This is a genomic window from Luteimonas campi (genome assembly GCF_051162505.1).
Taxonomy (GTDB): Bacteria; Pseudomonadota; Gammaproteobacteria; order Xanthomonadales; family Xanthomonadaceae; genus Luteimonas.
In genome coordinates this window covers 64,378-78,582 of the sequence record NZ_JBNWEM010000002.1, presented here as the reverse complement: position 1 = coordinate 78,582, position 14,205 = coordinate 64,378, and the positions used below count along the sequence as shown (strand labels likewise).

16 protein-coding genes are annotated in these 14,205 nt (G+C 71.0%); 12 read left to right on the top strand and 4 right to left on the bottom strand.

All coding sequences use genetic code 11. The features are described 5' to 3' along the window. Nucleotides 1-10: 10 nt before the first annotated feature. The 4 genes from ACQYVW_RS05505 to ACQYVW_RS05490 are packed head-to-tail and all read right to left on the bottom strand — an operon-like array spanning nt 11 to nt 3,845. The gene (locus ACQYVW_RS05505; protein ID WP_434946301.1) at nt 11-1,012 is read right to left on the bottom strand and encodes a hypothetical protein; all 1,002 of its coding nucleotides are present in this window, start codon (nt 1,010-1,012) and stop codon (nt 11-13) included. Nucleotides 1,013-1,060: 48 nt separating this feature from the next. Further along, a complete protein-coding gene (gene sctQ, locus ACQYVW_RS05500; protein WP_434946300.1) occupies nt 1,061-2,173 on the bottom strand; it encodes a type III secretion system cytoplasmic ring protein SctQ in 1,113 nt (370 codons plus the stop codon). Then, nucleotides 2,166-2,762, bottom strand: coding sequence for a response regulator transcription factor (locus ACQYVW_RS05495; protein ID WP_434934858.1), 597 nt, complete (start codon nt 2,760-2,762; stop codon nt 2,166-2,168). The genes sctQ and ACQYVW_RS05495 overlap by 8 nt, the downstream gene beginning before the upstream one ends. Before the next feature lie 3 nt (nt 2,763-2,765). Further along, nucleotides 2,766-3,845 carry a sensor histidine kinase gene (locus ACQYVW_RS05490; protein WP_434946299.1) on the bottom strand — a complete coding sequence of 360 codons (1,080 nt, stop codon included), beginning with the start codon at nt 3,843-3,845 and terminating at the stop codon, nt 2,766-2,768. Between the two features lie 111 nt (nt 3,846-3,956). Between ACQYVW_RS05490 and ACQYVW_RS05485 the strand changes: the two genes are divergently transcribed. From ACQYVW_RS05485 to ACQYVW_RS05430, 12 genes are all read left to right on the top strand, one after another. Then, a complete protein-coding gene (locus ACQYVW_RS05485; protein WP_434934860.1) occupies nt 3,957-4,400 on the top strand; it encodes a flagellar biosynthetic protein FliO in 444 nt (147 codons plus the stop codon). Between the two features lie 228 nt (nt 4,401-4,628). After that, entirely contained in the window at nt 4,629-6,683 is a 2,055-nt protein-coding gene (locus ACQYVW_RS05480; RefSeq protein WP_434934862.1) for an FHIPEP family type III secretion protein, read from the top strand. Between the two features lie 68 nt (nt 6,684-6,751). Next, nucleotides 6,752-8,014 carry an FHA domain-containing protein gene (locus ACQYVW_RS05475; protein WP_434946298.1) on the top strand — a complete coding sequence of 421 codons (1,263 nt, stop codon included), beginning with the start codon at nt 6,752-6,754 and terminating at the stop codon, nt 8,012-8,014. A gap of 145 nt (nt 8,015-8,159) precedes the next feature. Beyond that, nucleotides 8,160-8,492 carry a hypothetical protein gene (locus ACQYVW_RS05470; RefSeq protein ID WP_434946297.1) on the top strand — a complete coding sequence of 111 codons (333 nt, stop codon included), beginning with the start codon at nt 8,160-8,162 and terminating at the stop codon, nt 8,490-8,492. A 130-nt stretch (nt 8,493-8,622) separates the two neighbouring features. Beyond that, complete coding sequence (locus ACQYVW_RS05465; protein ID WP_434934868.1) at nt 8,623-9,015, top strand: EscF/YscF/HrpA family type III secretion system needle major subunit; 393 nt, start codon at nt 8,623-8,625, stop codon at nt 9,013-9,015. 19 nt (nt 9,016-9,034) lie between these two features. After that, entirely contained in the window at nt 9,035-9,826 is a 792-nt protein-coding gene (gene sctJ / locus ACQYVW_RS05460) for a type III secretion system inner membrane ring lipoprotein SctJ (protein WP_434946296.1), read from the top strand. An 8-nt stretch (nt 9,827-9,834) separates the two neighbouring features. Further along, nucleotides 9,835-10,470 (top strand): hypothetical protein, encoded by a 636-nt coding sequence (locus ACQYVW_RS05455; RefSeq protein WP_434946295.1) that lies wholly within the window; start codon nt 9,835-9,837, stop codon nt 10,468-10,470. Next, the gene (locus ACQYVW_RS05450; RefSeq protein WP_434934873.1) at nt 10,460-11,152 is read left to right on the top strand and encodes a FliH/SctL family protein; all 693 of its coding nucleotides are present in this window, start codon (nt 10,460-10,462) and stop codon (nt 11,150-11,152) included. The genes ACQYVW_RS05455 and ACQYVW_RS05450 overlap by 11 nt, the downstream gene beginning before the upstream one ends. After that, on the top strand, nt 11,149-12,504 hold the full coding sequence (locus ACQYVW_RS05445; RefSeq protein WP_434946294.1) for a FliI/YscN family ATPase: 1,356 nt from the start codon (nt 11,149-11,151) through the stop codon (nt 12,502-12,504). The genes ACQYVW_RS05450 and ACQYVW_RS05445 overlap by 4 nt, the downstream gene beginning before the upstream one ends. After that, nucleotides 12,501-13,004 carry a hypothetical protein gene (locus ACQYVW_RS05440; protein ID WP_434946293.1) on the top strand — a complete coding sequence of 168 codons (504 nt, stop codon included), beginning with the start codon at nt 12,501-12,503 and terminating at the stop codon, nt 13,002-13,004. Before ACQYVW_RS05445 ends, ACQYVW_RS05440 begins: the two co-directional genes overlap by 4 nt. A gap of 11 nt (nt 13,005-13,015) precedes the next feature. Continuing rightward, nucleotides 13,016-13,744, top strand: coding sequence for a type III secretion HpaP family protein (locus ACQYVW_RS05435; protein ID WP_434946292.1), 729 nt, complete (start codon nt 13,016-13,018; stop codon nt 13,742-13,744). A gap of 125 nt (nt 13,745-13,869) precedes the next feature. Further along, a complete protein-coding gene (locus ACQYVW_RS05430; RefSeq protein ID WP_434934880.1) occupies nt 13,870-14,079 on the top strand; it encodes a hypothetical protein in 210 nt (69 codons plus the stop codon). The last annotated feature ends 126 nt before the right edge of the window (nt 14,080-14,205 follow it).

Genomic DNA, 14,205 nt, shown 5'->3' with positions numbered 1-14,205 from the left:
CGCGCGTCCGTCAGGGGGTGTAGGTCAGCACCAGGCCGTGCACCAGCTTGGCCCAGCCGTCGATCAGCACGAACAGCAGCAGCTTGAATGGCAGCGACACGGTGGTGGGCGACATCATCATCATGCCCAGCGCCAGCAGGATGTTGGCCACCACCAGGTCGATGATCAGGAACGGCAGGAAGATCAGGAAGCCGATCTGGAAGGCGGCGGTGAGCTCGCTCACGGTGAAGGCGGGCACCACCACGATGAAGTCGTTGGCGGTCAGTGCGCCGCGCCGCTCTTCGGGCAACAGGCTCTGCGCGCTGCGCAGGAAGAAGGCGCGCTCTGACGGGTTGGAATGCTGGATCAGGAACGAGCGCAGGGGCTCCTTGCCCGCCTCGAACAAGGCCAGCAGCCGCGCGCCATCGCTGCCCGGTGGCGCCAGCGGCGCCGGGGCCTGCGCGGCGGCCGGTGCAGGAGACGGCGCGGCGCCGGCCTCGGGCGTCGAGCCGGTGACCACGTTGCGAAACAACGGGCCGGGGACGTTATCGCCCGCGACGGCGCCCGCCGCCGCGGCTTCGGCTTCGGCGCGCAGCGCATCGGCGGCGGCCGGACTCGCGGCCGCCTGCCCGTCCGCCGCCGGCGCCAGCGACGGTCCCGGCGCGGGCTGCGCCTGTGCCGCGCGCTCGGCGGCGCGACGCGCCAGCGCCTGGTTGCGCAGGTCCTGCTCGCGCTGGCGATCGTCGATCTTCTTCTGCACGGACGCCGGGACCGGGCGTCCCTGCTGGTGCGCGCTCACCGCATCGTAGGTTTCCAGGATCACCGGATACATCACGTAGATCGACAGCACGATGGCCAGGCCGTTGATCACCACGTTCGGCGGCACCTGCTGCAGGCCCAGCGCGTTGCGCAGCAGGCTCAGCACCACCACGATCTTGGTGAACGAGGTCACCATCACCGCGACGAACGGCGCCAGCGCCAGCGACACGATGACGACGAGGACGAGGGCGGGGGAATAGCTGCTCAGATCCATGGACGCTCCTGCGATGCGCGGTGGGGCGGGACGGGCGGTGTGGGCCGCTCAGCTCCAGCCCAGCAGGCGCACGCCCAGGGTGTCGCCGACCGCCACCACCTCGCCCTGGCCGACCGCCTGGCCGTTCGCGCGGATGGTGACGTTCGCGCCTTCCAGCGCGCCCGCCAGCGGAAAGACGTAGCCCGGCTGCAGCGCGGACAGTTCGCCCACGCGCAGCTCGGTGCGGCCCAGTTCGAAGCTCACCTCGACCGGCAGGCGGCGCGCCAGCGCGTCGGGATCGGTCGAAGTGCCGGCATCGCCGGCGTGCGTGGAATCGCTCATGGGGGACGTGTCCTGCAGGTTGGTCGGAAAATGCCGGGGCGGGCCGCTGACGCGCCAGCCGCCGGTCGCGGGCTCGAGCGGCCAGGCCAGGCCGTGGGCACAGGCTTCGCTGGCGGGCGGTTGGCTGCGCCGACCGACCACGAGCACGTCGCCCGGACGCAGCCCGCTCCAGTCCGACCATGGCAGCGGCGCGATCCGCCATTGCAGCCGGATCGGCACGCCGAGTGCGCGCCAGCCATCGAGTTGCGGGCCGGTGTCGCCGGGCGGGTCCGCGCGTTCGAGCAGGCGCTCGCTCCACGCCGCGGGCAGGCGCAGCGCACCCTGCAGCGCGGGCATGCGCGACGTCGACCCTTCAGGCGCGTCCTCGTCGACGATGAAATCGAGCCACAGCAGCGAGGTGCCGTCGGCGGGCGCTTCGCACGCATCGGCGATCGGCGTGAGCACCACGCCGAAGGCTTCGCTCAAACGCATCAGTTGCGCTTCGTGGGCGAGGCTCCAGGCAAGCACGCGCGAGCGGCCCTGGTAGTCGCTCCAGTGCGGCCCATCGCCATGCGCGGGGTGCTGGAGGCACAGGCCGATGCGGGTGCCCTCGGCGTCGATCTCGAAGGTCTGCGCCGCCGGCGCCGGCCGGCCGGGCACGAACTGCAGCAGCCCGCCGTTGGACAGGCTCCAGGTCTGCGGCGCGGAAAAGAAGCTGCGCAGCGCCGCCGCCTGGGCCGGCGAGACCGCCGGCAGCAGGCCGCCCACTGCCCGCGTCGCGCGCGTCGCCGCGGGGGCCTCAGTCGTGGCCGTGGCGCGCTTGCGCGCACCCTTGCCGGTGGATGCCGCGCGCTCAGCCATGGCCCAGTGCCACCTTCATCAGTTCCGGAAGCGAACGCACGCCGAGCTTGGACATCATGTTCGCGCGGTGCAGTTCCACCGTCTTGATGCTGATGCCCAGGATGTCGGCGATGATCTTGTTGGGCTTGCTGGCGACCACCAGGTCGAGGACCTGCCGCTCGCGCGGGCTCAGCTTGCCGAGCGCCGGGTTGTGCAGCGGCGCCTGCTCGCGCCTGGCCGCGAAGGCCGCCTGGATGGCGTGGAGCAGGGCCTGCTCGCTGAAGGGCTTTTCCAGGAAGTTGGCGGCGCCTTTGCGCATCGCCTCCACCGCCAGCGGCACGTCGCCATGCGCGGTGACGAAGACCAGCGGCAGGCGGACGCCGCGGCGGATCAGCTCTTCCTGCAGCTGCAGGCCGCTCATCTGCGGCATGCGGATGTCGGAGACCAGGCACTCCTCGCGCGCACCATGGCGGTCGGCCTCGTAGGCGGCCAGGAACGCCGCGGCGGAGGCATAGGGCAGCGGCTCGAAACCCGCGGTCTCCAGCAGCCATGCGGTGGAATCGCGGAAGCCGTCGTTGTCGTCGACCAGATAGACCCGCGCGGATGCCATTCCCTAGATCCTCCCTTCCGCCCGTGGCAGCGTGAATGCGAACACGCTGCCGCCATCGGGCCGAGCCTCGAAGAACAGACGGCCCTCATGGTATTCGATGATCGAACGGCAGATGGCCAGCCCGATGCCCAGTCCGTCGGACTTGGTGGTGAAGAAGGGCGAGAACAGCTGCTCGCTCTGGGCCGGACTCAGCCCGCCGCCGCGATCGAGCACGCGTACCTCCACCTCGTCGTCGAGGTTCACGCGGCCTTCGATGCGCAGCGCGCGCTGGCCCGGCGGCACCTCGCGCATCGCCTCGATGGCATTCTTCACCAGATTGAGCAGCACCTGCTCCACCATCACCCGGTCGGCGAAGACAGCGGGCAGGTCGGGGGCCAGGGCCAGCTCGATGCACAGCTGCTGGCGTTCGGCTTCCAGCCGCAGCAGTTCCAGCACGGTGCCTGCGATAACGCCGACGTCGTGCGCGTCGCGCCGGGGTTCGCGTGCGCGCACGAATTCGCGCACGCGCGCGATGACGGCGCTCGCATGCTCGGCCTGGGTGCGCGCCGCCAGCAGCGCGCGCTCCACCTGCGCCGGCCCGCCGGCCTGGTCGACCAGGCGCAGACTGCCGTTCAGATAGTTCACGATCGCCGCCAGCGGCTGGTTGAGCTCATGCGCGAGGGTCGCGGCCATTTCGCCGACCGACATCAGGCGCGAGGTGAACAGCAGCTTCTCCTGCTGGTGCTTGTGCGTATCCAGCGCCTGCAGGCGCTCGCTGATGTCGACCGCGGTGAGCAGGTCCACCTCGCCCTTCGTCAGCGCCAGCGGGCGCCAGTGCAGCGCGTACCAGCGCCCGCTGTGCGGTGCACGCACCTCGGCACCGTCGTCGGGCCCGGCGCGCAGCGCGTCCAGCAGCGTGGCCCGGTCGCGGTACCCCGGCAGCGCCGAGAACGCCTCGACGAACCCGCGGTTGCCGGCGACCAGCGCGCCGTTGGCGCATGAGAATGCCGCGCAGGCGAACGGCACCGCGTCGAGGATGGTGCCCAGCGTGGTCGAGGCGGCGTCCGCGGCGGCGGAGCGACGGCCCACGGCCGGGGGGCTCACGCAGCCGCGCTCCGCTGGCCGCCGTGCACACGCGCAGACGCGGCGCGCCTGCTAGGGTATGCCGCCATCGCGCAGGCATTGCCCGCGCATCCTCCCGCCGGAACGCTTCCGATGCCGCCAAGCCCACGCCACGCCCTGCCGCTGCTGCTGTCGTGCCTGCTGGCCGCGCTCTCGCCGGGCAGCGCCGCTGCAGTCGTCGCACCGGAGCCGGCCGGCACGTCGTACGTCTGGGAATTGCTGGCGATCGTGTTGCCACTGGCCTTCATCATCGTCTGCCTGCTCGTCCTGCTGCGGGTACTGCGGAGGCGTTTCGGTCTTGCCGGTCCCGATGCCCCCCTGTCCGTGGTCCAGGTGCTGCCGGTCGGGCCGCGAGAGCGCATCGTCGTGCTGCGCTCGCGCGCCGGCCGCGCGTTCGCCGTCGGTGTCAGCGCCGGCGCGGTCACCTTGATCTCCGATCTCGATCGTGAAGACCTTGGACCCGCCGCCGACGGCTCCCCGCCGCAGCAGACCGCGCCGCCGTCGCTATTACAACGTTACCGGGTTAAACGCCCGTGATGCGACGCGTGTTCACGGTCACAGTCCCGCGAACGTGATCTTCTGCAACATCCTGTTGACTCGCGTATAACATCGCGGCGATATATGTAGCACCCGACGATGCGGCATGCAGTCGCATGTCGTGACGCGTTCACCGCGATCCCGATCCGCGCGCAGCCCCCGATGCGACGGAACGACCGCGACGTCCGCGTCCCGCGTCGTCGACGCCCCTTCCCCCGAGGGCCATGGATGACCACAAGCGTACGCAGCTGGTTGAACACCCTGTTCGCCGCTCCCGACGGCGCCGCGCCCCGCAAGGGGCTCGGCTACAGCGACGTGATCCTCGCCTTCGGCGCCGTGCTGATCATCAGCGTGATGATCCTGCCGCTGCCGCTGGTGGTCATCGACGCGCTGGTGGCGGTCAACATCTCGATCGGCTTCGGTCTGCTGCTGCTGGGCATCTACATTCCCAACCCGGTGGCGTTCTCCAGCTTTCCCAGCGTGCTGCTGCTGACCACGCTGTTCCGGCTCGCGATCTCGATCGCGATCACCAAGTCCATCCTGCTGCACGCCGACGGCGGCCACATCGTCGAGACCTTCGGCACCCTGGTGGCGGGCAACAACCTGGTGGTCGGCCTGGTGGTGTTCCTGATCATCACTGTGGTGCAGTTCATCGTCATCGCCAAGGGCTCCGAGCGCGTGGCCGAGGTGGCGGCACGCTTCACCCTCGACGCCATGCCCGGCAAGCAGTTGTCGATCGATTCTGACCTGCGCGCCGGGCTGATCGACAAGGACGAGGCGCGCCGCAAGCGCCGCCTGCTCGAGACCGAAAGCCAGCTGCACGGCTCGCTCGACGGTGCCATGAAGTTCGTCAAGGGCGACGCCATCTGCGGCATCGTCATCATCCTGGTCAACCTGCTGGGCGGCCTGGCGATCGGCGTGCTGCAGAAGGACATGAGCCTGGCCCAGGCCACGCACACCTACAGCATCCTGACCATCGGCGACGGGCTGGTCTCGCAGATTCCCGCCATCCTCGCGACGATGGCCGCGGGCCTGGTGGTCACCCGCACCACCGGCGAGATCGACGACCGCCACCTCGGCGACGCGATCAGCCGCCAGGTCGGTGCGCAGCCGCGCGTGGCGCTGATCACCGGCCTGCTGGCGCTGCTGATGACCCTGGTGCCCGGCTTCCCCTGGCCGGTGTTCCTGGTGCTGGGCGTGGCGCTGCTGGGCTACAGCGCCTGGCGCTATCGCTACGAGTTCGAGAGCCTGCGGCGCATGTTCCGGATCAGCGACGAGGAGATCACCGCCGCGCTCAAGCCGGTGGAGACTGACGAGTTTGCGCCGCCGCCGCCGCTGCTGCTCGAACTGTCGCCGACGCTGGCCGCAGTCGTTGGGCAGGAGCCGCCGCGCGCGCGCGCTTCCGAGGCCGCGCGCCGGGTGCGCGACGAATTCGGCGTGCCGGTGCCGGTGCCCGTGGTGCGCGTGTCGGCGTCGCTGGACGAGGGCGAGTACCGGCTCAGCGCGCATGGCGCGCGCGTGGCGTCGGGACGCCTGCCGCGCAGCGGCGGTTTCGTCGCGCAGGCGCCGGGCGCCGATGCGCTGCCGGGTTTCTTTCCCGTGCTGCACGGGCGCTGGAGCGAAGCGGCGGGCGAGGGCGCGCTGGCGCCGCTGGACCTGCTGTCGCTGCACCTGGACGTAGCCCTGCGCCGCCGCCTGGGCAGTTTCCTCGGCATCCAGGAAACGTCCAACCTGTTCGGCAAGATGCAGCGCGACTATCCGGACCTGGTGAAGGAGATGCTGCGCGTAGTGGCGCCGCAGCGGGTGGCGGACGTCCTGCGCCGGCTCGCCGAGGAGGGCGTGCCGATCCGCAACCTGCGCGACGCGTTCGAGGCGATCACCGACGTCGGCAGCCGTGAGAAGGACGTGGTGCTGCTGACCGAGTACGTGCGCGTGGCGCTCAAGCGCGAGATCGCCGAACGCTGGTCGGATGCCGACCGCAACCTGCACGTGCTGCTGATCCATCCCGAGCTCGAGGACAAGCTGCGCCAGTCGGTGCGCGTGGCCGGCGGCGCCAGCCAGCTGGCGATCTCGCCGGAGCTCGCCGCGCGCCTGGGCAACGAGGTGCGCGCGCACCTGGCGCGGCAGGCGCCCGGCGTGCGCCCGGTGCTGCTGTGCTCGCTCGACGTGCGCCGGCATCTGCGCAAGCTGCTGGAAGTGGATTTCTTCGATCTCCCGGTGCTGTCCTACCAGGAGCTCGCACCTGACCTCCGCATCGTCCAGGCAGGGCAGATCAATGCCTGACCTGCCTTCGACGGTGTCCTGTTCCATGACCATCCCGTGGGATCCCCCGCCCGCAGGAGCCCGATCCGATGTCATCCCCCGAGACAGAGACTTCCCCTTCCAGCGACCATGAGGCGGTGCTGCGCATCGTCGCCGGCCTGCATGCAGGCGCCTCGCGTCCGCTGTCGCGGCGCGAGATGGTGCTCATCGGCAGCGGCGACGACTGCGACGTGGTGCTGGCCGACCTGGGCGTGGCGCCGCACCATGCACTGCTGAACGTCGTCGACGGGCGCTTCCACCTGCGTGCGCTCGATGCGCCGCTGCAGCTGCCCGGCGGCACCCTGCATCCGGGCGACCCGGTCGAGGTCGCGCAGGTGCAGCGGATCGCGCTCGGCGAGGCCGCGATCGCCTTTGGCCGCGCCGATGCGGCCGAGTGGTTGAGCCTCGCGCCGGCCCCGGGCGTGGACGCGCCGATGGCCCGGCGACGGCCGGCGTTCGCCAGCCGCATGCCGCTGATCGCGGGCGTTGCGGTGCTGGCGCTGTCGGCGCTCGCGATCGCCGCGGCCCTGATGCCGGCGCCGCCGCCTGCGGTCGACGTGGAGCAGCGGCTGCGCGAGCTGGCTCGCGAGTTCAAGGTCAGCGACGTGGAGATCCGCCAGGATGTCGACGGCCGCGCCGTGCTGTCGGGTACCGTGGACGATGGCAGCACGCGCGCGCGCCTGCAGTCGCGCATCGCCGAGGAGGGCCTGCAAGGCAGTGTCGCCCTGCGCAGCGGCCAGGACCTGGCCGTCGACGTGGCCGAGGTGATGCGCACAGGCGGTTACGCGGTCCGCGCGGATTATCTCGGCAACAACAACGTCCGCGTGACCGGCGATCTCGGCGACGACCAGCAGGCGCTGCACGACTTCCTCACCTCGCGCGCGATGGTCGAGACCGGTGTGAACAAGGTCGAACCGGTGAACCTCCGGCAGCCGGCCGCCGATGCGATGGCCGACGCGGCCCCCGCTGCAGCCGAGGGCAAGGCGCACATCGTCTCGATCGTGCGTGGCGAAACCCCGCACATCGTCGACGCGGACGGCAACGTGTACCACGACGGCGCCACGGTGCCCGGCTGGGGCGAACTGGTCTCGATCGGGCAGTTCGCCCATGTCATCCAGGCAGACGGCACCCTGGTGAAGCTGACGCCGTCGCCCGCGCCCGCGCCGGCGCCCGCGCCCGCGCCCGTGCCAGCGGCCGAAGGCGGGGCCGAATCGGCGGAGAAGAAGCCCGCGGTCGGGTCCGTGTCCGGCCTGGCCGCGTCGGCTGCGCCGCTGCAGCGCGGGCGGCAGCGAGGCGCCGCAGACACGATGTGAACACCCCCTGCGGTAAACCCTAGGTGACGATTGGCCGACGCATTTATCCGCTACAGTCCAGGCGTGACCGCCCGCAGGTGCAACCGGTCCGTTTCCCCCGAATCCCCCAGAGGCGCGCGCCTCGCATGCACAAGGAGTCATCGCGATGACGATCCCGACCGACAACAACCTCATCAACCAGTTCGTTGGCGTGGCGACGTTCGCCAATGGACCGGGCGGCCCGTCCGGCACGCGCAGCAGCGCATCCGGCGGCACCAGCTGGTACGAAGCGATGTCGCGCGCGTGGGGGCAGACGCTCGATGCGCAGGCGTCCGAGATCACCTCCCTGTCCGACCAGATCGGCACCGGTTCGGACCAGCCTTCGCAGATGGTGGCGCTGACCGCGGCCAGCCTCAAGATGCAGTTCATGTCCAACAACGCCGCGACCTCGCAGAACAGCGTGGCCGAGTCGCTGAGCGCAGTCGCCAGGAAGCAGTAATCGCCGCATGCCCGGCGACCGCGGCGCAGCGTCGCGGGGCGAGGGCGGTGGCGGTCGATGGCAGGCAGCGCGCCCCCCGGCGCAGGTACCAGGAGCAAGCCAGATGATCGATGCAATCCAGGTCGCGGCAATGGACGCGGCCGCCAATCCGGCCGCGGCACCCGCACTGCAGCCACAGGCCGCGGCGGTGGATGTCCGCGAGTTCGCGCAGGCGCTCGAGCGCGCCGGCGGCGCGGGATCCGTGCGCAACGACGCAACCGCCCCGTCGGTCGCGCCGGTGGCGGAGGGCCAATCGGCGACCGCCAGGATGATGGTCAACGCGTTCGACAGCCTCAATGGCGCCGCCAGCAAGATCGAGGACCTGTCGCGCGCCATGTCCGCAAGCGCCACCGAGATGACGCCTGGGCAGATGCTGGAGATGACGATGCAATGCCATCAGTTCCTGTTCCAGTCGCAGCTCACGTCCAATGTGGCCAACCGCACGTCCGATGGTGTGCAGCAGCTCTTCCGGCAGCAGTCCTGACCTACGCGGAGCGCCGCTGATGGATCTTTCCCGTTTCCACCGCGGCCGGGCCGGGCTGGTCCGCGCAGGCATCGTGCTGGCCTGCCTGATGCTCGCGGCCTGCACCCGGGTCACCATGTACGGGGATCTGGAGGAGCGGCAGGCCAACGAGGTCTTCGCCGCGCTGCTGTCGGCCGGTGTCGATGCGGAGAAGCGGACCTCATTGAGCAAGACCGGCTGGGAGATCCGGGTCGACCGCGCGGATTTCTCCCACGCCATGCAGGTGCTGCAGGCCCGCGGCCTGCCGCGGCAGCAGTACGTGTCGATGTGCGATGTGTTCAAGAAGGAAGGCATCGCCTCGTCCTCGATCGAGGAGAACGCGCGCTACCTGTGCAGCCGGCAGCAGGAGCTGGCGCGTACCTTGGCGGGTTACCCGGGGGTGGTCGACGCCCGCGTGCACATCGCGCTGGCGCGTCGCGATCCGCTCGGAGGCGAGGACGGCGATTCCTCCGCATCGGTGGTGATCTTCCAGCAGCCCGGCGCCAACCTCGAAAATCTGCAGACGCGGATCAAGACCGTGGTCAAGGACGGCATCGAAGGCCTGGAGGACATCAACAAGGTGTCGGTGGAATTCGTGCCCATGCCCGGCGCGCCCGCGGTACCGCAGAGAACGGCGGCGCCGGCGGCGATGTCGGCCGCCAACGCTACCTCGATCGGCCTGGGTCTGGGCGTGCTGGCGTTGCTGGGCCTGGTCTGGGCCGCGTGGGGCAAGTTCCGGCAGCGGCGCCTGCGCGAGTCCGCGGCCGACAGCGGCAGGCTCTGGAACGGCTGAGGCGCGACATGTCGCTGCAGGCACTGCTCGGCGAATTCCACCCCGGCTGGCACGCAGTCGACACGCAGGGCGGGCTGGACCCGCAGCTGTGCGCGCAGGCGCGCGCCAGCAGCCTGGGCCGGCGGCTGCTGCTGCGTGCGCTGCCGGCCACGCACATGGACGGGTTGTTCGCCCCGGCGCCGGGCGCGAAGGCCAGCACCGCGATCCTGCGCCGCTGGCCGCGGTCGCGGCTGCAGGCGCTCGTGCGCGACCTGGGCGTGCTGGCGCACGCGCCGCTGATCCGGGCCGAAGTCCGTCGCGAACCGGTGCGCTGGCTGCGGCGCAGCCTTGGCAACAGCTATCTGCTCGCCTTGGACCGTTCGATCTGGGACGGGCGCGTTGAGCCTGGCGTCCACGCCCGCCTGTCCTCGTGCTGGGAAGCGCTGCTGGCGGATCCGCGCTTCCTCTCCGATCCGGCCTTGCTGGGCGAGGTGCTCGACCGGCAGGGACGGGGCGAGCTGCTGGCCTGGGCCCAGTGCCGCGATCATCCGCTCGCGGACTGGACGCGGCTGCTGCACGCGCGCGAGGATGCCGCGCCCGCGCATCTGCCGGAAAAGGCGCTGCTGGTGGTCGTATCGCACCATGAGGGGCGCGATGGAGACTAGCGCGACATCGGCCGAGGCCCTCGGCACGGAAGCATCCGCGGCGCCCGCCGGCGGCGGCAGCGTCGCGATCTTCGAGCGGCGCGCATTCGAGCGGTCGCTCTCGGCGCGCGTGCTCAAGCCGCAGCACCTGGCCAGGCTCGAGGAACTCGACGCCCTGCTCGAGCGGGTCAATGCACTTTACGACGAGGTCGAGGCCGGGATCGCGCAGGCGCGCGACGCCGGGCATGCCGAAGGCTTTGCCGAGGGCCTGCGGCGCGCCCAGCAACAGATGACCCAGCAGCTCACCTCGCTCAACGAGCGCCGTGCGCGCGTGCTGGGGGAGGCGGCGGGCCGGATCTCCGAGCTGGCCTGTGCCATCGTCGCCCGCATCGCGCCGGGCTTCGATGCGGCCAGCGTGGTGCCGCCGCTGGTGATGCAGGCGGTCGAAGCCGCGCAGGCCGAGCAGTTCCTGCTCATCCGCGTGCATCCCGACGTGCGGGGTTCGGTCCAGTCGGGCCTGGGCGCGGTCCGCCAGGCGCATCCCGCGGTGGGCGTGATCGAACTGGTGGACGACGAAAGCCTGGACCCGCTCAGCTGCGTGGTGGTTTCGGAGGCGGGCGAGGTGCGCGCCGGCGTCGCCCAGCAGATCGAGGCGATCCGGACCGCGCTGGCCGGCGTCGGCGTGGCGGCGGCGGAACGATGACATTGCCCGGCCCGCTGGCGCAGGCGCAGGACGAGGCGACCCTCGATCCCCTGCTGAGCGCCCTGGCCGGGGTGAAATCCATCCAGCGCGTCGGCCGCGTGGTCGAGGCCTACGGCACCCTGATCCGCGCGACCGGCCTCAAGGCCGCGATCGGGGAACTGTGCCATCTGCGCAATCCGCCGGGCGATGGCGACCCCAACTTCAACCTCGCCGCCGAAGTGGTCGGCGTGTCGCGGCAGCACACCCTGCTCACACCGCTGGGCGCACTCGACGGCATTTCGGCCACCACCGAGATCGTGGCCAGCGGCCGCCAGGCGTCGGTGCGCGCCGGCCCCGGCCTGCTCGGCAGGATCCTGGATGCGCATGGCGAGCCGATCGACAGGGGCGGCCCGGTGGGAGGCGGCGTCGAGATGCCGATCTACGCCGCGTCGCCCAATCCGCTCACGCGCAACCTGATCGCGCGGCCCTTCTCCACGGGCGTGCGTGCGATCGATGCGGTGATGACCGCGGGCGAGGGCCAGCGCGTGGGTATCTTCGCCGTCGCCGGCGGCGGCAAGAGCACCCTGCTGGGGATGCTCGCGCGCGGCGGCGACGCCGACGTCAACGTGATCGTGTTGGTGGGCGAGCGCGGCCGCGAGGTCAACGAATTCATCCACGACAACCTCGGCGAGGCCGGGCTGGCGAAGTCGGTGATCGTGGTCGCCACCTCCGATCGGCCCGCGCTCGAGCGCAGCCGCGCGGCCTGGGTGGGCACCGCCATCGCCGAGCATTTCCGCGACCAGGGCAAGCGCGTGCTGCTGCTGCTCGATTCGGTGACCCGCTTCGCGCGCGCGTTGCGCGACGTCGGCCTGGCGATCGGCGAACCGCCTGCGCGACGCGGTTTCCCGCCGTCGGTATTCAGCGCCCTGCCGCGGCTGTTCGAGCGCGCCGGCAACAACGAGACCGGCAGCATCACCGCCTTCTACACCGTATTGGCCGAAGACGAGGACGGCGGCGATCCGATCGTCGAGGAAGTGCGCTCGATCCTCGACGGCCACATCGTCCTGTCGCGCAAGCTGGCCGCGGCCTACCACTATCCCGCGATCGACGTGCTCACCAGCCTCAGCCGCACCATGCCGCGCGTGGTCGACCAGGCGCACCTGCGCGCCGCCGGGCAGCTGCGCAAGGTCCTGGCCAAGCACCAGGACATCGAGCTGCTGCTGCAGCTGGGCGAATACAAGCGCGGCAGCGATCCGGACGCGGACTTCGCGATCGAGCGCATCGGACCGGTGCGCAAGCTGCTGCAGCAGCCTTCTGACGAGCTGGTGCCGTTCGCCCAGTCCTCCGACACGCTGCGGAAACTGTTCGCATGAGCGGCGCCGCGCGAAAGCGCTACCCGCTGCAGCAACTGCTGCAGCTGCGCGCGCACCGCACCGAGAAGGCGCGCCTGGTGGTGGTGGAGAGGCAGCGCGCGGTGCGCGAATGCCGCGACGCCTGCGATCGCATCGACCAGGAGATCGCCCGGCTGCGCAGCGAACGGGCGGGCCAGCGGCTGCGGATGATGGAGCCGCCGCCCCCCGGCATTCCGTTTCCGCTGGCGCTGGAGCAGCGCGAGGCCCACATCGACTGGCTGGGCGAGCAGGAGCAGGCGGCGCAGCAGCGCCTGCAGCAGGCCCGGCAGAAGCTGCAGCAGGCCGAACAGGCGCTGGCCGCGGCCATGCAGGAATTCTTTCGCGCCAAGGCGCGCGAGGACGCGCTGGAAAAGCGCAAGGGCGTCTGGCGCGGCGAGATGGTGGCGCTGGAGGCCCGTCGCGAAGAGGACGCGGCCGCCGACCTGGTGCAGGCCGCCCACTTCAGCCGCAGTCGACATTGAGGAATGCACGCATGGGTATCGATCATCCCGGCAGTTCATCGATCTCCAACCGCCCGGCGCAGAACACGCGCCAGGCCGATGCCGAGCGCCCGCTCGACCGGCCACGCGAAGCGCCCGCGAAGGAACAGGTCGACCGCTTCCGCCAGCTGATGCAGAACGGTCGCCAGGAGGGGCGCCCGGGCCTGCCGCAGGAGCGCCAGCTGCAGGAGGCGCGGCCCGGCGCATCGGAGTCGGGACGCCTCGCGTCCCACGCGGCGGCCCAGCGCGCCGACGACCAGGCCGCACTGCGCGCGGTGGAGGGGCGCGGCCAGCAGGAGGGTGGTGCCGATCACCATGGCATGAGCGCCAACGCCATCGACGGCGCGGACCTGCTGGCCATGATGCAGGCGCAGGCCGCCTTGCGCGACGCGTCCGGCATGGCGGCGAGCGCGCCGCCCCCGCAGCCGATGGCCAGCGGACGCGCGCTGGCCGAGATGCTCGAACGCCACGTCCGCCAGCTTGCGGTCGACGGCACGGCAACGGGCGCCGGCGATGGCCAGGTGCTGCTGCGCATGTCCGACGCGACCCTGCCCGGCACCGACCTGCTGCTGAGCCGCACCGCCGAAGGCTGGCGCCTGCGCGCCAATGTCCGCTCGCGCGACAGCTACGACGCCATCCGCGAGGCCGGGCCGGCCCTGGCCAGGCGCTTTGCCGAACAGAACCTCGGCACGCTGGAGATTGATCCGCATTTCGACGGCTGACACCAGGGTTCGCCCCAGGTCGGGAACGCCCCAGCTTGGCCGCGGGAGGCGCTCTCAACAGACTCCAGGGCGCGGACCAGCGATATGCGAAGAATCGATCCCAACTTCAGACAGGAGTCACCCCCATGAGCTTCCTCAGCGGCCTCAGCGACGTTCTTTCCTCCGTGGTCAGTGCCGTGGTCACGGCCTATACCGGCAACCCGATGCTTGGTCAGCTGGCGGGCGGCATCGTCAGTTCCGTCCTCAGCGAGTCGGGCGGCTCGGGCAATTCCGCATTCGACAGCGTGTTCAATTCCGCCTTCAGCAACGGCTTCCTGGATGCCGTCGGCGCCTGATCGGCGTGTCCTGTTGCAGCGGCCGGCATTGCCGGCCGCTGCTTCCTTTTCCGGATGACGGTGCAGAGCATGGCAAGACGCCCACCCCAGCGTGTACAGACCCGGCACGAAGACAGCGCCCCGCCT